The organism is Paenibacillus sp. JSM ZJ436, from assembly GCF_044383795.1.
GTDB lineage: Bacteria > Bacillota > Bacilli > Paenibacillales > Paenibacillaceae > Paenibacillus_AQ > Paenibacillus_AQ algicola.
In genome coordinates this window covers 55155-72340 of sequence record NZ_JBISEO010000013.1, presented here as the reverse complement: position 1 = coordinate 72340, position 17186 = coordinate 55155, and the positions used below count along the sequence as shown (strand labels likewise).

General features: G+C 53.6%; 19 protein-coding genes. 13 read left to right on the top strand and 6 right to left on the bottom strand.

Features of this window, described 5'->3' with window-relative positions; genetic code table 11:
* Positions 1-50: 50 nt before the first annotated feature.
* Complete coding sequence (locus ACH6EH_RS15705) at positions 51-1139, bottom strand: nitric oxide synthase oxygenase (RefSeq protein ID WP_397333006.1); 1089 nt, start codon at positions 1137-1139, stop codon at positions 51-53.
* Between the two features lie 260 nt (positions 1140-1399).
* On the opposite strand from ACH6EH_RS15705, the gene racE reads away from it, so the two are divergent.
* The 5 genes from racE to ACH6EH_RS15680 all read left to right on the top strand — a co-directional run bounded on the left by racE (position 1400) and on the right by ACH6EH_RS15680 (position 4704).
* Positions 1400-2206: a glutamate racemase gene (racE, locus tag ACH6EH_RS15700; protein WP_138227814.1), complete on the top strand. Its 807-nt coding sequence runs from the start codon at positions 1400-1402 to the stop codon at positions 2204-2206.
* A gap of 172 nt (positions 2207-2378) precedes the next feature.
* Positions 2379-3581: a M14 family zinc carboxypeptidase gene (locus tag ACH6EH_RS15695; protein ID WP_397333005.1), complete on the top strand. Its 1203-nt coding sequence runs from the start codon at positions 2379-2381 to the stop codon at positions 3579-3581.
* Between the two features lie 142 nt (positions 3582-3723).
* Positions 3724-3999: a hypothetical protein gene (locus ACH6EH_RS15690; RefSeq protein WP_138226371.1), complete on the top strand. Its 276-nt coding sequence runs from the start codon at positions 3724-3726 to the stop codon at positions 3997-3999.
* Between the two features lie 91 nt (positions 4000-4090).
* On the top strand, positions 4091-4321 hold the full coding sequence (locus ACH6EH_RS15685) for a YuzB family protein (protein ID WP_138226370.1): 231 nt from the start codon (positions 4091-4093) through the stop codon (positions 4319-4321).
* Positions 4322-4437: 116 nt separating this feature from the next.
* Entirely contained in the window at positions 4438-4704 is a 267-nt protein-coding gene (locus tag ACH6EH_RS15680) for a hypothetical protein (RefSeq protein ID WP_138226369.1), read from the top strand.
* A gap of 78 nt (positions 4705-4782) precedes the next feature.
* Here ACH6EH_RS15680 and ACH6EH_RS15675 read toward each other — a convergent pair whose 3' ends face one another.
* Entirely contained in the window at positions 4783-5931 is a 1149-nt protein-coding gene (locus tag ACH6EH_RS15675; protein WP_138226368.1) for a THUMP domain-containing class I SAM-dependent RNA methyltransferase, read from the bottom strand.
* A gap of 194 nt (positions 5932-6125) precedes the next feature.
* On the opposite strand from ACH6EH_RS15675, the gene ACH6EH_RS15670 reads away from it, so the two are divergent.
* Entirely contained in the window at positions 6126-6764 is a 639-nt protein-coding gene (locus ACH6EH_RS15670) for an O-methyltransferase (protein WP_397333028.1), read from the top strand.
* A gap of 92 nt (positions 6765-6856) precedes the next feature.
* Here ACH6EH_RS15670 and ACH6EH_RS15665 read toward each other — a convergent pair whose 3' ends face one another.
* Entirely contained in the window at positions 6857-8068 is a 1212-nt protein-coding gene (locus ACH6EH_RS15665) for an MFS transporter (RefSeq protein ID WP_397333004.1), read from the bottom strand.
* A 242-nt stretch (positions 8069-8310) separates the two neighbouring features.
* Between ACH6EH_RS15665 and hemE the strand changes: the two genes are divergently transcribed.
* The 7 genes from hemE to ACH6EH_RS15630 all read left to right on the top strand — a co-directional run bounded on the left by hemE (position 8311) and on the right by ACH6EH_RS15630 (position 14886).
* The gene (gene hemE, locus ACH6EH_RS15660; RefSeq protein ID WP_138226366.1) at positions 8311-9357 is read left to right on the top strand and encodes a uroporphyrinogen decarboxylase; all 1047 of its coding nucleotides are present in this window, start codon (positions 8311-8313) and stop codon (positions 9355-9357) included.
* Between the two features lie 31 nt (positions 9358-9388).
* On the top strand, positions 9389-10324 hold the full coding sequence (gene hemH, locus ACH6EH_RS15655) for a ferrochelatase (protein ID WP_397333003.1): 936 nt from the start codon (positions 9389-9391) through the stop codon (positions 10322-10324).
* A gap of 132 nt (positions 10325-10456) precedes the next feature.
* Complete coding sequence (locus tag ACH6EH_RS15650) at positions 10457-10609, top strand: hypothetical protein (protein WP_175415303.1); 153 nt, start codon at positions 10457-10459, stop codon at positions 10607-10609.
* Positions 10606-11385, top strand: coding sequence for a glycerophosphodiester phosphodiesterase (locus tag ACH6EH_RS15645; protein WP_138226364.1), 780 nt, complete (start codon positions 10606-10608; stop codon positions 11383-11385). Before ACH6EH_RS15650 ends, ACH6EH_RS15645 begins: the two co-directional genes overlap by 4 nt.
* Entirely contained in the window at positions 11382-12005 is a 624-nt protein-coding gene (locus ACH6EH_RS15640; protein WP_397333002.1) for a fumarylacetoacetate hydrolase family protein, read from the top strand. Before ACH6EH_RS15645 ends, ACH6EH_RS15640 begins: the two co-directional genes overlap by 4 nt.
* Positions 12006-12028: 23 nt before the next feature.
* Entirely contained in the window at positions 12029-12829 is an 801-nt protein-coding gene (locus ACH6EH_RS15635; RefSeq protein WP_397333001.1) for a DUF92 domain-containing protein, read from the top strand.
* 119 nt (positions 12830-12948) lie between these two features.
* Positions 12949-14886: an ABC-F family ATP-binding cassette domain-containing protein gene (locus ACH6EH_RS15630; RefSeq protein ID WP_397332999.1), complete on the top strand. Its 1938-nt coding sequence runs from the start codon at positions 12949-12951 to the stop codon at positions 14884-14886.
* Positions 14887-15028: 142 nt separating this feature from the next.
* Here the strand turns inward: ACH6EH_RS15630 and ACH6EH_RS15625 are convergent, their stop codons facing one another.
* The 3 genes from ACH6EH_RS15625 to ACH6EH_RS15615 all read right to left on the bottom strand — a co-directional run bounded on the left by ACH6EH_RS15625 (position 15029) and on the right by ACH6EH_RS15615 (position 17154).
* Positions 15029-15373 carry a hypothetical protein gene (locus ACH6EH_RS15625; RefSeq protein WP_397332998.1) on the bottom strand — a complete coding sequence of 115 codons (345 nt, stop codon included), beginning with the start codon at positions 15371-15373 and terminating at the stop codon, positions 15029-15031.
* Between the two features lie 258 nt (positions 15374-15631).
* The gene (locus tag ACH6EH_RS15620; protein ID WP_397332997.1) at positions 15632-16666 is read right to left on the bottom strand and encodes a M42 family metallopeptidase; all 1035 of its coding nucleotides are present in this window, start codon (positions 16664-16666) and stop codon (positions 15632-15634) included.
* A gap of 101 nt (positions 16667-16767) precedes the next feature.
* Positions 16768-17154: a LapA family protein gene (locus ACH6EH_RS15615; RefSeq protein ID WP_397332996.1), complete on the bottom strand. Its 387-nt coding sequence runs from the start codon at positions 17152-17154 to the stop codon at positions 16768-16770.
* Between the last annotated feature and the right edge of the window lie 32 nt (positions 17155-17186).

Genomic DNA, 17186 nt, shown 5'->3' with positions numbered 1-17186 from the left:
TGGGCTTGGCTTGAATAGCCAAAACCGAGCAGGGCGTTTGTTGTCTTGTTCTAATAAGGCCTTTCCTGATAACGGAACATCGGAGATTTCAGCTCATTCTCATAAGCAGCGTGGAAGATGTGAGTGGATGCAGGAGACATGGGAGGGATCAGCCAGGTCCAATCTCCGGTCACGGATCTTCCCGCATCCTGCTCCCGTTCCTCGAAGCGCCGGAACTGTGAAGCGGCAGTGTGATGATCTACAATGCTGACACCGCTACGCTTGAACGAGTACAACACGGCTGTATTGAGCTCCAGCAGCGCCCGGTCGATCCACAGGGAGCTGTCTCTGGACGTATCCAGACCCAGATGGGCGGCGACGGCGGGCAGCTTATTGTACCGGAATGTGTCGGCCAGGTTTCTCGACCCGATCTCGGTGCCCATGTACCAGCCGTTAAAAGGTGCTGACGGATAGCGAATGCCGCCAATCTCTAAGCTCATATCGGAGATGATAGGCACAGCATACCATTTCAGTCCCAGGCGCTGAAAGTCCGGCACCTCGGGATGGTCAAGCTCCACCTCCAGCACAGCATCAGGAGGGAGAGGAAACCATTCCGGGACGGCATTCCCCTTCTGAATGACCAGAGGAAGGACATCGTAGTCACTGCCCTGTCCTCTCCACCCCAGTGCGCGGCACTGGGACGTGAAGTCCAGGGAGGCCGGGTCACCGGCCATCCTGCCGTCTTGCTCGTAGCCGGCATACCGGATCAGTTGATGGTTCCAGATGCGGAGGCTTTTATCTTCGTCCGTTACCGGAGCAAAGATCGTAATAGTCGGGATAATTTTGCCGCCATTGGTGGCGGTGTAAATATGATCCACCAAGTGCACTGCCGCCTGGGCCGGCGTAGAGGCAGCCCGGGCGTCCCTGACGCGGAGGCTGTCCCAGAACAGCCTGCCAATGCAGCGGTTGCTGTTACGCCAGGCCAGCTTGGCACCATGCGTTAATTCTTCCTCGGTATGTGTATATGTACCGCTCTGCCGGATTTCCAGCTCGATCGCGCGGATTCGGGTTTCTGCCTCTGCAGGAGCTTTGCCGAGCTCGGCATAGCTTGTCCTGATAAAGCGCTCGGCCTCGTGCAGCAAGCTCGTTGTGACTGACATCTATGCATCACCTGTCTCTCTTGTTTCAGTGTTCAGGGCTGTAGTTTAAGTATATGCCAAAAGCGAGGCAGAAGATAAGACAAAATTAGCGATTATGTTAACGCTAGTGCTCTCCGGAATGACTGCAGCCACAGCTAGCGGAAAGTTGAAGGCAGGCAGGAAATGGGGTAAGATTTAGGTACGTTTCGGACAGAAACGACATATGGTATCACTGTAAGTATATGAAATTATCAATTGCTAAAGAAGGAAGCGGTGTGTTCGTGCAGCAAGCCATTGCAATACTAGATTCGGGTGTCGGCGGTCTGACCGTTGCCAAGGAAGTGATGAGACAGCTCCCCCGGGAGAAGGTCATCTATTTCGGCGATACCGCCCGCGCACCCTACGGACCCCGTACCCCGGAAGAAGTCCGTCAATTCACGGAGCAGATCGTAGATTACCTGCTTCAATATGATCCTAAAATGATCGTTATCGCCTGTAATACAGCGACAGCAGCAGCCCTGGATTACATTTCCGCAAAAGTGCAGATTCCCGTGATCGGGGTCATTCATCCTGGCGCCCGGGCCGCCATCAGTGCGACCAAGACAGGACATGTCGGTGTCATTGGTACAGCCGGAACGATCGGCAGCGGAGCGTACACGGCTGCACTGAAGCAGCTTTCGCCCTACGTGCAGGTTCAGAGTCAGGCTTGTCCAACCCTGGTCCCGCTTGTGGAGCAGGGGCTGTTTCGAGCGGAGGGATCGCTGCAGGTGGTGCGTGAAGCGTTAAGCACTCTTCACCCTGATGAAATGGACTGCCTCATTCTGGGCTGTACTCATTATCCATTTCTGATAGACACCATTCAGCAGGTGATGGGCGATGGCGTCAAGCTGATCAGCTCAGCGGATGAAACGGCGAGGGAAATCAGCACGATCCTTTATGATAAGGGTCAGCTGGCGAGCAGTGAGGAAACGCCGGTGCATCAGTTCTTTTGTACAGGGGATGCAGAGATGTTTCAGAGCATTGCTGCCGAATGGCTCGGAGAGCATATCCGGCGGACGCCGGTCGTTTGGCAGATTACGAAGCTATAATATGCTGTTATTGATTCCGAAAGGGCCGGCTCCTGAAGCCGGCTTTTTTTGCTGTTCCGGGGACTAGGACTGTTAGGTGGACACATGTGGTACAACCGTACCGGCATACACTTGGAGCAGAGGATGCATGACTACATTGCGGCTGTGACGGCCGCTTGGAAGGAGCATTTCAATGCGCCAGTATGTTGTAAAACCCGGAGATACCGTGCTCAGAATCGCTGCCCGGTATGAGCTCGCCAAAGAGCAGCTGATGACCGCGAATCCGTGGATTTCCCGTCAGCCGTACATCAAGCCGGGACAAATTATGTTTTTGCCATCTTCATTTCGAAAGAGATATATGGTGATGGATGGCGATACGCCCGAGAGTGTAGCGGCTGCTTTTCAATGTGAGGTTTGTGATTTGGAGGCCATTAATCCCGGTCTTTCGTTATATCGCTTTACGCCCGGGAAGACGATCGCCCTGCCCCCGGTCTCGGGTGGACCGCTTGTACAGCTGCAGGGAGAGTATGGTCCTCGCGAGTGCGCCGAGGATCTGCTCAGGCTGACTTCTCGTTATTCATGTATGACGGTTGAGCAGATTGGTGCGAGTGTGCTGGGAACGCCTATTCAAGCACTCCGGCTGGGAAGCGGCAATCGTGCGCTGCATGTACATGGGGCACTGCACGGAAATGAATGGATCACAGCGCCCTGCCTGCTCCGGTTTGCAGAGCAGTATGCCTCCGCTTGGACCCGCGGCAGCAGCTTGCTGGGCCATGATGTAACAGAGTGGTTCAGGCAATATACGCTCTGGCTCGTGCCGATGGTCAATCCCGATGGCGTAGAGCTCGTGCAGCAGGGTGTTAGCGGCCTGGGGTCTGCAGCCGGTCAGCTGCTGGAGTGGAACGGCAGGCGCGAAAATTTCCGTAAATGGAAAGCGAATATCCGCGGCGTTGATCTGGGTGATCAGTTCCCGGCTCATTGGGAGCAGGAGGTCGAGCGGCGGGGGAAATCAGGCCCTGCACCGCAGGATTATCCGGGGCCTGCACCGCTGAGTGAGCCGGAGGCGCGGGGTCTTTATGAGCATACCTTGAGCATTCAGCCGGAAAGAGTCATTTCCTGGCACAGCCAGGGTCAGGAGATTTACTGGAATTATCGAAGCTGTGAGCCGGAATACAGTGAGCAATGGGCCAACAGGCTGGCTCAGGCAGCCGGCTATCGGGCTGTGAAGCTGTCGGGCAGCGATGCCGGCTACAAGGATTGGTTTATTCAGCATTACCGCAAGCCGGGCTTCACCGTCGAGCTGGGAAGAGGAATCAATCCGCTTCCGCTGGAGGATTTCGAGGACCTTGCCTTTGAAACGACGGCCGTTATGGCTGCATTTATGTCATTAGCCTGAGCTGAATGTGAAACGGACCGCTGCTGCCATACGTAACGATCAGGGAGATGTGTTCTCAACCGGGCCCTCAGATCTGGCAGCGCGGTCTTGTTCTTCATAAGACGCAATATCGGGTAACATAGAATTAAAGGAGGAGAACGAGATGAAATGGAGAAAGCTTCTGTCGCTGCGCCGCTGGTCGCATGTTTTGAAGCGGATTATGGAATATCTGGTTTCTCCGCAGGTCGCCTTAAAGGACAAGCTGCTCTTTGTGATACCGGCTGCCCTGTATTGGGTGCTTCCCGATCTGCTGCCGTTTATACCGATTGATGATATTGGCGTTACGATGCTGCTCGCAAACTGGTTTGTCGGAAGAGTGGATCGCAAGTATCCACAGCTGAACCACAGTTCAGATCCACAGCAGCGCCGGGTTCGTTAAGAAAGCACAGCTTGTCAAAATGCGCGGCGGGGCATACAATTAAATATTGAAATTGCTGCATACTGAACTGATTGTAAAGGATATGAACAACATGCCTAACGATATTAGAGTGTGCGAGAAATGCAAAGGCACCTCACTCAAGACGATTATTCCAAAATTGAAAAAGCTTGCCCCTGATGCGGACATCAAGGTCGGCTGCAAATCCTACTGCGGACCGTGCAAGAAGCGCGCTTTTGTGTATGTGAACGGCCGGTATATCAGCGCTCCCACGGAGGATGAGGTGCTGGCGAAAGCGAAGCCGTTTATCAAGCAGTCTTCCTGAGTCTGGTGTCGATCGGGGACAGCATGTTCATTTTATCGCTCCTGCATAGTTCTGCGTCTTGATATCCATGCTAAATAGGCAGCAGGCTATTCCAGATTCTGAAGGGAGACGGTATTATGACTAACAGCCATGACTCCAGCCTTCACGCCAACAACCCGGCAAACAGTGCGCTGGACTCGGTAGAGAAGCTTCACCGCTCCGTTTCCTCCGCCCTGTCGCATCCGACAGAAGCACTGGTGCAGCAGGCTGAGAATTCACTTGCTCATACAGAGCAGGCGGTACGCCAGGCTCATAGCCATGCGAATCCGGGGATGGTGGAGCTGGCAGAGGAGCTGCTGGGCGAAGAGAAAGCCCGGCTGTCCAAGCTGTCCTCAAGGAAGTAAGCTTAGCCAATGCCAATAAGGGGCCGCCTCATAAAGAGGCGGCCCCTTATCTTGCTTTTCATGCTGCTTTGACTTCTGTTAAGACTCCTGACGCGGACGCGGCGGCAGCGGACCCAGGAATTGATAATACTGACACTCGATGCGTCCATTGAACAGCTTGCGCCGTTTGTCGGCCTTGCGGCCCAAATAATGCTCGAACTGCTTGGCTGGGCTCAGTGCAAAAAATGACCATGTCGGCAGCTGCTGCAGCAGGTTGCCAAACTGTCTAAGCAGGCGTTCGACCTCCTCCTTCTCGCTCAGGCGCTCGCCATAAGGAGGGTTCGTAATGATGCAGCCGAAATCACCCTGAGGCAGAGCCTTGGAGGCCGGCAGCACATCCAGCTTGATTTCCTTCGCGAGGCCTGCGCTTTTGGCAGCGGCCTTAGCGACCTCAATAGCTTTCGGATCAATGTCACTGCCGCCTAATTGCAGTGGAATGTCATCTGTCACGGCATCAAAGGCTTCCTCACGCGCTTCTTCCCAGTTCCGGCTGCCAATCTTGTCCCACTGCTCGGATGGGAAGCTGCGGCGCAGGCCGGGTGCGATGTTCCAGGCCATCATGGCTGCTTCGATCAGGATCGTTCCTGATCCGCAGCAAGGATCATAGAGAGGGCGATGCGGACCCCAGCGGCTAAGCTGGATCAGCGCGGAAGCCATCGTCTCCTTCAGCGGTGCTTCAGTTACGAGCTTGCGGTAGCCGCGTTTATGAAGGGCGGGTCCGGTTGTATCCAGGGTCAGAAGTGCGCGGTCCTTCAAGAGCGATACCTCGATACGGTAAAGCGGGCCGTCCTCCGGGAACCATTCAGTGTGGTGGGACAGCTTCAGCTTCTCTACGATCGCTTTCTTGACGATGCCCTGGCAAGCCGGGACGCTGCTAAGCTGGGATTTATGCGAACGCCCTTCTACAGGGAACTCTCCGTCTGCCGGAATCCATTCTTCCCAAGGCAGCGCCTTGGTGCCTTCAAACAGCTCATCAAAGGTCGTGGCCTGAAACTCTCCCATCTTTACAAGAATCCGGTCCGAGGTCCGGAGCCAGTAATTGCAGCGGCATATATCAATCAGATCACCGGCGAAAACGACTCTGCCGTTCTCTACCTCCATATCGGTATATCCAAGGTCTTTCAGCTCCCGGGCTACAATGGCCTCCAGGCCCATGGGCGCGGTAGCGATTAATTGCAATTGAGGCATGAACACATTCAACTCCATATGCGGTATAGTTCGGCGTCACGCGCCGCCGGCTGTGGTGCTTGGTGCAGCCGAATTTATTTTTTTAGTATGGCAATAGTATAGGCGATTGTACAAGGCAAGACAATTATCATATCATTATGTGCATGAACTGCAGCATCGGCATTGGCTAGCTGCTGCAGAAGGTGGAGGGACTTATTGTGAGATCTCAGGAAGAGTACGTCAATCAGCTGTTTACCGAGGATGAGGAGCTTCGGTCTGTTCGGGACAGCATTGCAGAGGCCGGCATGAAGGATATTTCTGTAGCTCCTGCATACGGAAGGCTGCTGACCCTGCTGGTTCAGGCTTCCGGCGCGCGAGAAGTGCTGGAAATCGGTGCCTTCGGCGGATACAGCGGGATCTGTCTTTGCCGGGGACTAGGGTCAGGCGGCCGCCTGACCTCATTGGAGCTGAATGAGGAATTCGCTGCACAGGCGTCTTCACGGCTGACTCAAGCGGGCTTCGGCGGCATGTTTCAGTTCCGTACAGGTCTTGCGGCAGACAGCCTGTCTCAGCTGAAGGAAGAAGGGCGCAGGTTCGATTTCTTCTTTATTGACGCAGATAAAGGCAACTACCCCTTGTATCTGGAATATGCACTGGAGCTCGCGAATCCGGGTGCCCTGATTGCAGGAGATAACTGCTTTTTGCGGGGACGCACCCTGGACCTGGAGAAGAATGGTCCGTCGGTGCAGGCCGTGCGCCAATTTAACGAAAGGATGGCCAGCGATCCGCGGCTGACCAGCACGATGCTGCCCTCATATGATGGACTCGTGCTGGCCAGGGTGAACGAGACATAGGTTATCCAGGACAAGCGGCCAGCCTTAGAAATTCAGGCTGCCAGTCATGAGTAAAGAAAAGGGCCCCGCACGTTCTCGTGCAGGGCCTTTCTTTATTGAGGCTTCACCTTACCGCTGCCGGAATACAGCCGGAGGCGTACCCAAATCATATTGATCAGCAGCAGGCTGCCCGATACGATGAACAAGCCCTCAATGCCGATCAATCCGGCCATAAAGCCGCCCGCAATCGCACCCAGCATATTGCCTAGCGCCAGCGCGCTGGTGTTAAATCCGAACGCCCGGCTTTCCATGCCGTCGGGGGTGTAGGAGCGGATGAGTGCATTCACGCTAGGCAGCAGCCCGCCCAGGAAGATGCCCATCATGAAGCGGACGGCGACCAGCTGCCATACATCCGTCACGAACGCCTGCGGAATTAATGTTAAGCCGGCGCCGATGAGGGCGAAGGTGAGCACGCGATGGGCTCCGATGCGGTCGCTGAGGCGTCCGAGCAGCGGAGAGGCGATCATATTAGAGAGCCCCGTCACCGCGATAACCATGCCGGCCCAGATGGCAATATTTTCGGTTTGGCCGTGCAGCTGCTGGACATACAGCGGAAGCAGCGACATGGGGCTGAGCATAGCGAACTGCAGCAGAAAGGTCACGGTGAATAGTGACGGCAGCTCCCGCGTGTGGCTCAGCTCCTTCAGGCCTGCTAGGACCGAGGCCTGAGGGGCAGCCATGGCTTCCGCACGGTCAAACTTCTCTCTCACCAGGAAGAGGGCGAGCAGGGATGCGCAGAAGATCAGGGCCCCGGTAATAAAGAAAATCGGCCGGAAGCCCACCCAATCCGCCATCAGACCGCCGATCAGAGGACCGAGGATGGTTCCCGCTACCTGCCCTGACTGCATGATCCCCATGGCAAAGCCCATCCGGCTCTTCGGCGTGGTGCCGGAGACGAGCGAGATGGCTGCCGGATTGAAGCCGGAAATGGTACCGTTCAGCAGACGGAGCACGAGCAAATGCCAAGGATGGGTCGCAAAGCCCATGCAGGCAATCACGAGCGCCATGCCGAAGCCCGAGCGGAGCAGCATCAGCTTTCTCCCGTATTTGTCTGCGGCTTTCCCCCAGATCGGCTGGAAAATAAACGACGTCAAAAAGTTCGCAGCAAAAATAAAACCGGCCCAAATCCCGATCTCCCGCTCATTGGTCATGCCAAGATCCTGAGCGAGGTACAGGGTAAGGAACGGGGTAATCATCGTCATTCCCGCATTAACCAGAAACTGTCCGAACCAAAGCACAATGAGGTTAACCTTCCACGATTTCAATGTGCTCTTCACTTCCTTTCTAGGCTGTCCGTTCAGGATTAGCGATGTAGTGAAATATATACGAAAAAAATGCCGTTCTTCCAGTATAACACATTCCGGATTCCACTGCCGTCAGCACGTGTCACAGGATTGTCATCTGATCTTCATGTGAAGGCTGCGGCAGATAGTTGTTACGACCTTCTAAAAAGGGCATAATAGCTTATACAGGAAACTTTTCTTATTGAGAATTTGGAGGCCTAATCATGACTTACAATGATCAGTTTATCCGAGCTTGCCGAAAGCAGGAAATGAACCAGGTTCCGGTGTGGTACATGCGGCAGGCAGGACGTTATGATCCGGAATACCGCAAGATCAAGGAGAAATACTCGCTGCTTGAGATTTGCAGACAGCCCGAGCTGGCGGCTGAGGTCACATTGATGCCGGTACGGAAGCTGGGTGTGGATGCCGCTATACTCTATTCGGACATCATGAATCCGGTTGCCTCCATTGGGATTGATTTTGATATTGTGAAGAACATCGGTCCGGTCATTGAGAATCCGATCTCCACGGCAGCGGACGTGGCCCGCCTGACCCCGATCGACGTAGAAGGGGATCTTGGACATGTCCTGGAGACGATTCGTATCCTGGACCGCGAGCTGCAGGTGCCGCTCATTACGTTCGCTGGTGCGCCCTTTACCATTGCGAGCTATCTGATTGAGGGACGCCCTTCCCGTAACTACATAAAGACGAAGGAAATGATGTATAGCGAGCCGAAGGTCTGGTTCTCGCTGATGGACAAGCTGGGCGATATGGTTATTGCTTATTTGCGAGCCCATACCGAGAATGGCGGCAAGGCATTCCAGCTGTTTGACAGCTGGGTGGGGGCCCTCTCTCCGAAGGATTTTGAAGTGTATGTGCTGCCGACCATTACCCGCATTTTTGCGGAGCTGCAGGATCTGGATGTGCCTAAGATTTATTTCCCGGGTGTCAGTTCCGGGGAGCTGCTCCCTTCGCTGCACGGCCTGCAGGCTGACGTGATCGGTCTGGATTGGAGAGTTTCGATTCAAGAAGGCCGCCGTCGCCTGAACCATGGGTTTGCGGTACAGGGCAACCTGGACCCGACCGTGTTGACTGCTCCGATGGATGTAATCCAGCAGTACGCCAAAGAGATTATCGATCAGGGCATACAGGAGCCGGGCTTTGTGTTCAATCTCGGCCATGGTCTTTTCCCGGAGGCTTCTCTCGATAAGCTGCGGGAGCTGACGGATTATATCCACGAGTATTCCCGCGAAGCATTGAAAAGTATTTAAGCAGGTTAACAAATAAGCAGAGGTGAATAGTATGAAAATCGGTGTATTGGTGATGTCTTATGGGACCCCGCAGAGTCTGGAGGATGTGGAGGCGTACTATACTCATATCCGCCGGGGAAACAAGCCGTCGGAGGAGCAGCTGAAGGAGCTGACCGACCGCTATGAAGCCATCGTTGGCGGCGTCTTCCCGCTGCGCGAGAATACAGACCGTCAGGTTTCCAGTCTGCAGGAGACGCTGAACCGCCATGCCCAGGAGGCAGGAGTGGAGTTTGTATGCTATCAGGGCTTGAAGCATGCAGCGCCTTTTATTGAGGACGGCGTCGATCAGATGGTCCAAGACGGCATACAGAAAGCCATCGGCATTGTGCTGGCCCCTCATTTTTCTACAATGAGTGTAGGCACTTATATTAAAAGAGCCCGTGCAAAAGCGGAGGAAGCTGGCATTGACATGCAGTTTGTGGAGAGCTACCATCTTCACCCGCTGCTTCTTGAGGCGCTGGCTGAGCGGGTCGGAGCGGTGCTGGATCAATTTCAGGAAGCGGGAGCGCTTCGCGATCACGTGAGGGTTCTCTTCAGTGCGCACAGCCTGCCAGAGCGTATTTTGTCGATGGGAGATCCTTATCAGGAGCAGCTGCTGGAAACCTCCAAGGCTGTGGCTGAGAAAGCAGGCGTCAGTCAGTGGCAGTTTACGTGGCAGAGCGCCGGACGTACACACGAGCCTTGGCTGGGTCCGGATATTTTGGATACACTGCAGGAGCTGAAGCATGAGCAGGTTGAGGATGTGCTGGTTGCGCCGATCGGCTTTGTGTCCGATCATCTGGAAGTGCTGTATGACCTGGACATTGAGGCCAAAGCCATTGCCAAAGAAATGTACATGCGTTTGATGCGCACACCTTCACTGAACAGTGATCCGAAGTATATGGAAACCTTGGCTGATTGTGTGCTTACAAAGTGGAAGCAAGGTTAATAAATAGATAGCGGCACGCATGAACGAGCCCTCCGGCCAGCCGGGGGGTTCTACTTTTACACCATTTGTTGATATAATATGAAAAGTTTGAGCTCGTGCCAAAGAAGAGTATCGAGAAAAAGGGGTGACAAGATGTACCCGTCAAGAACAGAGAGAAAGAAAGCGAAGGATCAGGAGAAGCAAACCCGCTATGTCCGTTTTTGGACGGTTGTTAACATTGGACTTATTGCTGTAGCTGCAGGTCTGCTGGTTTACTATGCCAATCATCAGGAGGTCCTGCCATGAATAATTTCTGCGTGGCTCATAGAGGGTTCTCAGGCAAGGCCCCGGAGAACACCCGGGCAGCCTTCAAACTTGCCATGTCTGTGCCTTACGTAAAATGGCTGGAGATTGACGTACAGCTGACCCGGGACGGGGTTCCTGTGGTCATTCATGACTTCAGCGTCGATCGCACGACGACGGGCAAAGGCAAGGTCAAGGATTTGACCTGGCGGGAAATCCGGACGATGGATGCCGGGATCTGGAAGGGCAGTCAGTTTGAAGGCGAGCAGGTACCATCCCTGGACGAGGTGCTGCAAATGGTCAAGGGCCGTCTCAAGGTGAATATCGAGCTGAAGACCAGTGGTGATATGTACCCTGGACTGGAGGAGAAGGTGCTGGAAAGAGTGCGGGCCCATCAAATGCTGTCCGAGGTCGTCATTACCTCCTTCGAGCCCAAGGCACTGCTGCGGGCTAAAGAGCTGGAGCCGGAGGTGAAGGTAGGCCTGATCATTGATGCGCATCCAAGGGACCTATTATCCCGTCTCAAGAAGCTGGGCTGCTCGTTTCTATCCATTGGTTACTCTCACCTGGATGCTTCTTTTGCTTCAGAGCTGCTGAAGAATGGAATTACGCCGATGGCCTGGACGGTAGATGACCGGCGCAGTATGGCTGCTTTGGCCAGAATGAATCCGGAGATTATGATATGCACGAACCGGCCGGACATGTGGGGTCAGCTGTTCTCTAACGGCTTTGCGCCACGCATTCCGTTTTGGGATAAATGGAAAGGATGGTTTCGATGACAGCTTTCATCAATAACGTGTATTGTGTAGGAAGAAATTATAAATTGCATGCGGAGGAGCTAGGGAATGCCGTACCGGAGGAGCCGATGATTTTTCTGAAGCCGAATCACGCGGTTGCAACCTTGAATGGTGAGTCTTTGGCATTGCCGCAGGGTCAGGGTACGGTCCATTTTGAGGGTGAGATTGTCATCCGGGCTGCCCGTGATTATACACCTGGCATGTCTGTGAATGAGCTTGTTGATCATATGGCGCTTGGCATTGATTTTACACTGCGCGACGTTCAGAGTGTGATCAAGGCAAAGGGACACCCGTGGACGGCAGCAAAAGGCTTTAAGAACTCTGCGCCGCTGTCTGCCTGGCTTCCTTTCCCGGGAAATAAAGAGGTGGAGCAAACTCCCTTTACAGTGATGAAGAACGGCACTCAGGTACAGCGGGGTCAGGCTTCAGACATGATATTTTCATTGCAGCAGATTGTTGATTATATTGGGCAGCACTACGGCTTGTCTGAAGGCGATATTGTATTTACGGGCACTCCAGAAGGTGTCGGGCCTGCAGAGCAAGGAGATACATTCGAGCTGATCTGGGGAGAGCAGTCTCTGGGCTCCTGTGAGATCGGTTAAAGGATGAAACGGAGGTATCGTCATTGGATTGGCTGATCGGTGCTATAGGGGCCTTTGCAGGAGCCGGCGCGGCTTATTATAAACGCTCGCTTTCTTTATCAGGCGCGGCAGCAGCGATGGTGATGGGGACGGTATACTATGGAGCAGGGAACCTGTTTTGGTTTGGTACTCTGCTTCTTTTTTTCGTGACCTCTACGGCCTTATCCAAATACAAGCAGCCGCAGAAGAAGGACATGGAAGAAGCGTATGCCAAGAACGGGCGCAGAGATGCGGGACAGGTGCTCGCAAACGGCGGCGCCGGCATGGTGCTATGCCTGCTGTATGCCTGGACTGCTCATGACGCTTTTATTTTTGTATTTATCGGGGTTATGGCTGCTGTAAATGCAGATACCTGGGCCACAGAGCTGGGAAGCCTGAGCCGAAGACCGCCGCGCAGCATTCTGAATGGCCGTGTGCTGGTTCCGGGCGCCTCCGGAGGGGTATCCTGGCTGGGCTCTTTGGCCGCGGCCGCGGGAGGGCTTACCCTGGGTCTGGGTGCCTGGCTGCTGGGGGTGCCTGTCGGACTTGAGCTTTCCTTCTGGAGCTGTGCTGCGGCGGGGCTTGCCGGGGGACTGGCGGGAGCGTTCAGTGATTCCTTGCTGGGAGCTTCTTTGCAGGGAATGCAGCAATGTACCGTCTGCGGGAGAAGTGTAGAAGCGCGCCAGCATTGCGGCAGACCGACAAAGCAGGGACAAGGACTTCGGTGGATGACTAATGATGCCGTGAACCTGATCAGCTCCTGCATTGGCGGAATCACGGGATGGTTGATAGCAGCGATGCTGTAGCTTAGCTATAGGCGGCGCTCCCCGTGCAGAATGAAGGGACCCCTTCAGCTTCATGAGTTAATGCTGGGGTCTTACAATGAATGGGATCTAAAATACGGGAACAAGTAGGGAATGAAATCATGAATATTATGACAGTCGAGCAGCTCACCAAGAGCTACGGAGATAAAATATTGTTTCAGGATGCGTCTTTCGGGATGGATGCCCAGGACAAAATCGGCATCATTGGCGTCAACGGAACCGGTAAATCAACATTTCTGCGTGTTATTGCAGGATTAGAGCCGCCGGATTCCGGCAAGATCTCGATCGGCAATCGTGTCCACATCCAGTATCTCGCCCAGAATCCGGCCTTTGATCCTCACCACACCGTGCTGCAGCATATTTTTTCCGGTGAATTGCCAGAAATGAAGGTGGTCCGGGATTACACCTCGCTGCTGGAGCTGCTGGAGCTACAGCCAGGCAATACAGAGCTGCAGGAGCAGCTGCTGAAGCTGAATCAGCGAATGGATGAGCTTCAGGCCTGGCAGCTTGAAAGTGATGCCAAGGCGGTTCTCTCCAGACTGGGGATTACGAGCTATGATGCACCCATGGAATCCTTGTCCGGCGGTCAGCGTAAAAGGGTCGCGCTCGCAGCCGTCTTGATTCAGCCCTCAGACCTGCTGATTCTGGATGAGCCTACAAACCATATTGATAATGAATCGGTTGCCTGGCTGGAGCAGTATTTGCAGAAGCGGCGCGGCGCGCTGCTGATGATTACCCATGACCGCTACTTTCTCGATAGAGTCGCAAATGTCATGCTGGAGCTGGATCACGGCCGATTGTTCCGCTATGAGGCCAATTATTCCCGTTTTCTGGAGCTGAAGGCTGATCGCGAGGAGAGAGAGGCCGCGGCAGAGCAGAAGCGGAAGAATCTGTTCCGCAATGAGCTGGCCTGGATTCGCCGTGGTGCTAAAGCAAGAACGACGAAGCAGAAGGCGAGGATTGAGCGCTTTGAAGCCTTGAAGGAGCAGGAACCGGTGTCCAGCACCAATGAAATGGATGTTTCTGTGGCATCGACCCGGCTGGGACGCAAAATTCTCGAGCTTCATCATCTCCACCAAAAAGCCGGCAGCAAGCCGCTGATCACGGATATGAGCTATATTGCCGTGCCGGAGGACCGAATTGGTATTGTCGGTCCGAACGGAAGCGGGAAATCAACCCTGCTGAACCTGATTGCCGGCAAGCTGCAGCCTGATTCCGGGGAGGTCATCATCGGCCAGACGGTGAAGCTGGGTTACTTCACGCAGGAGCATCAGGATATGGACCCTAATCAACGGGTGATCGAGTATATTAAAGACGAAGCAGAGGTTGTTCGCACGGCTGATGGCTCCAGCATTACTGCAGCCCAAATGCTGGAACGCTTTTTGTTTCCGCCGGCTGCGCAGTGGACGCCGATTGCCAAGCTCTCCGGCGGCGAGAAGAGACGGCTGTATTTGCTGAGAGTGCTGATGGGTGCACCTAACGTGCTGCTGCTGGACGAGCCGACCAATGACCTTGATATCCAGACCCTGTCGGTGCTGGAGCAGTACCTGGACGAATTTCCGGGTGTTGTTATCGTAGTATCCCATGACCGCTTCTTCCTTGACCGAACTGTGGACAAGATTATGGCCTTTGAAGGGGAGGGGCAGGTTCGTGTTCATGTCGGCTCCTACAGTGAATACGCGGAATGGCTGGCCAAGCACGGTGCTGGTGATGAAGCAGGATCAGGTCGTTCCTCGGACAAGGCGGGGAGTACACCCGCTGCTCCCGTAAGCGATAACCGGAAAGAAGCGAGAAAAGAGAAGCCAAAGTTTACCTATAGTGAGCAGAAGGAGTACGAGCAGATTGACGAACAGATTGAAGCAGCGGAGAATCGGGCTGTTTCGATCCAGCAGGACATGGAGGCCTCAGCCAGCGATTCCGCTCGCCTGCAGGAGCTGATGAAGGAGCTGCAAGGCAATGAGCAGGAGCTGGAGCGGCTGATGGAGCGTTGGACGTATCTTAATGAGCTGGCGGAGCGGATTGAGCAGAGCAAGGCGTAAGCTTGCAGCTGCCTGGAGGAGATAACCTCGATTTCCTGACAAGATATCAGTATAAGACGGAGAATGCCCGGTGTGGCATGTGGACAGCCTAGCAGGCAGGGGATCTACAAGCTTACATGAAGCTGCACCGGGATATGTCTTGTTATGAATTCGGCATTTGAGTTGAATTCTCAAAGAGCCATGTGGAGAGTGAATTGAAGACCTCTGTTTCTTGCTCAACCATTTTGTACATTTTCCTCTCATCTCTTAACAGATAACCTTTTTGATTCATATCCAAAGAATAATCATTCAATTCTCCATTACGATCACGATAAAAAATGATGAATGCAAACGTAGCACCACCATCATTTCTTATGTTTCTGCTGACAAACGATCTGGGCGATCTCGTATACGACACGGAGTCTAGAATGCTCATCCATGGATTGATTTTTTCAGTTTTATTGTCCTCGAATTTGATCTCATAAGCCCCTCTACCCATCCATTTCATTTGGACTCCTTCCTGTAATATAAACACTTCATTGACTTGAAAGGTTACCAACAACTTGTGTTTATTTGTGATCATCTCTAGAAAAGGTCATAAAAAGGGGGCTCTGGTTCGTCCTTCCGAGTTACAAACACCTTGAATACGAAGGGAAGCAAAGTCAATACGATGGCGTTTGGAACCGTCGTATTGACTTTGCTCGGTAATGCGTAGAGTTAAACAGCGGTTATGTTAAGGAGGAATGATTTGCTGCTGCCTTGGGCGTTACATAATATAAGCTGCCAGCAGCTTGACGGTATTCAATACAGCCTGCTTGTGCGTACGCTCCATAGCATGGGAGGCGTGGACGCCGGGGCCGATGAGGGCGGCGCGAATATTGCTCCCAGCAGACAGCGCTGCTGAGGCATCTGAGCCGTAATATGGGTAGACATCGACGGCATAGGGAATGCCCTCGCGCTCCGCAAGCTCTATCAGGCGGCTCGTCATATCGTAGTCGTAAGGGCCGCTGGAATCCTTCGCGCAGATGGATACATCGGTTTCCTTGCAGCTCAGATCATCGCCGATACAGCCCATATCCACAGCGATGAGCTCGTTAATCTCATCAGGAATGCTGGCTGCGCCATGCCCGACCTCTTCATAATTAGAGATCAGAATCTGGAGATGATACTGCGGCGTCCATTGCTCGCGCTTCATGGACTCCAGCAGTCCGAACAGGGCGGCGACGCTCGCCTTGTCGTCCAGATGACGAGACTTGATGTAGCCGCTTGGAGTGGCTTCAGGCCTTGCATCAAAAGAGATATAGTCACCGACGGCAATGCCCAGCTTTTTCACATCCTCTGCGCTTTGAACACATTCGTCAATCCGTACTTCCATATTCTGCTCTTCACGGTCAAAGGTCCGGGCATCGCTGTACACATGTACTGAAGGCTTCGTACTCATAATCGTTCCGGTATACGTCTGTCCGCTGCGGGTATGGATGATGCAGTATTCGTTCTCAATGCTGTTCATCATAAATCCGCCGATCCGCGTCAGCCGCAGGGTTCCTTCCGGCTTGATGGCCCTGACCATAGCGCCCAGTGTATCCACATGCCCGCTCAATCCAACGGTACGGTTGCCATCCTTGCCAGGTATAGAGAGGATAACTCCGCCTTTCTCATTCCGGGTGCAGGCTACGCCAAGGGACGCTGCTTCCTGCTCAATCTCCTTCATAATGCCGCCTGTAAATCCGGTCGGGCTCGGGGTATTCAGCAGCTTCATCAGCAGCTCCAAAATATATTTCTCATTCGGTTGTATCTTCACGTGATCTTAACTCCTTCTAGCTCGAATAATATGCAGGCTAAAATACGGCCTGAGCGTGCTCCTTGACCCTAGCAGCAGCCTGCCTTCATGATTAGGGCAGATTACAGCTTATCCTTGCCAAGCTCATCCGATGGTGCGGACAGGTCATCAGTGTTTGATTCATAGTCCTTCTGAGTCGCTGACTCCTGAGCGACAGAAGATTCACCGGTAAGATTTGTGGTATTCAAATCACCATATAGCTCCTGATACTGTGCCAGCTTGGAAGATAAGGCTTTGACTTCTCGTTGCAGCCGGTATTGGCGATAGATGCCATAGGAGCCAACAATAATCCCTCCCAGCAGAGTGCAGCCGATAATTAATAGAATCAGCGGCATAGATACGGTGCTGAACAGCAGATTGACCGAGACCGGATCAACATTAATGACAGCAAAAACAGCAGTAAGAAGTGCAAATAGTAGGCCAAGAATCAGGGACCACTGCATTTTCATGATGCTTCCTCCTTCATATGAGTATAAATCCC

Excerpts from the sequence above, each read along its gene's own strand:
- ACH6EH_RS15645 (WP_138226364.1), top strand. The coding sequence starts at position 10,606 with ATGAATAATTTCTGCGTGGCTCATAGAGGGTTCTCAGGCAAGGCCCCG.
- ACH6EH_RS15705 (WP_397333006.1), bottom strand. The coding sequence starts at position 1,139 with ATGTCAGTCACAACGAGCTTGCTGCACGAGGCCGAGCGCTTTATCAGG.
- ACH6EH_RS15650 (WP_175415303.1), top strand. The coding sequence starts at position 10,457 with ATGTACCCGTCAAGAACAGAGAGAAAGAAAGCGAAGGATCAGGAGAAG.
- ACH6EH_RS15625 (WP_397332998.1), bottom strand. The coding sequence starts at position 15,373 with ATGAAATGGATGGGTAGAGGGGCTTATGAGATCAAATTCGAGGACAAT.
- ACH6EH_RS15630 (WP_397332999.1), top strand. The coding sequence starts at position 12,949 with ATGAATATTATGACAGTCGAGCAGCTCACCAAGAGCTACGGAGATAAA.
- ACH6EH_RS15615 (WP_397332996.1), bottom strand. The coding sequence starts at position 17,154 with ATGAAAATGCAGTGGTCCCTGATTCTTGGCCTACTATTTGCACTTCTT.
- ACH6EH_RS15640 (WP_397333002.1), top strand. The coding sequence starts at position 11,382 with ATGACAGCTTTCATCAATAACGTGTATTGTGTAGGAAGAAATTATAAA.
- ACH6EH_RS15680 (WP_138226369.1), top strand. The coding sequence starts at position 4,438 with ATGACTAACAGCCATGACTCCAGCCTTCACGCCAACAACCCGGCAAAC.
- hemE (WP_138226366.1), top strand. The coding sequence starts at position 8,311 with ATGACTTACAATGATCAGTTTATCCGAGCTTGCCGAAAGCAGGAAATG.
- hemH (WP_397333003.1), top strand. The coding sequence starts at position 9,389 with ATGAAAATCGGTGTATTGGTGATGTCTTATGGGACCCCGCAGAGTCTG.
- ACH6EH_RS15685 (WP_138226370.1), top strand. The coding sequence starts at position 4,091 with ATGCCTAACGATATTAGAGTGTGCGAGAAATGCAAAGGCACCTCACTC.
- ACH6EH_RS15690 (WP_138226371.1), top strand. The coding sequence starts at position 3,724 with ATGAAATGGAGAAAGCTTCTGTCGCTGCGCCGCTGGTCGCATGTTTTG.
- ACH6EH_RS15675 (WP_138226368.1), bottom strand. The coding sequence starts at position 5,931 with ATGCCTCAATTGCAATTAATCGCTACCGCGCCCATGGGCCTGGAGGCC.
- ACH6EH_RS15695 (WP_397333005.1), top strand. The coding sequence starts at position 2,379 with ATGCGCCAGTATGTTGTAAAACCCGGAGATACCGTGCTCAGAATCGCT.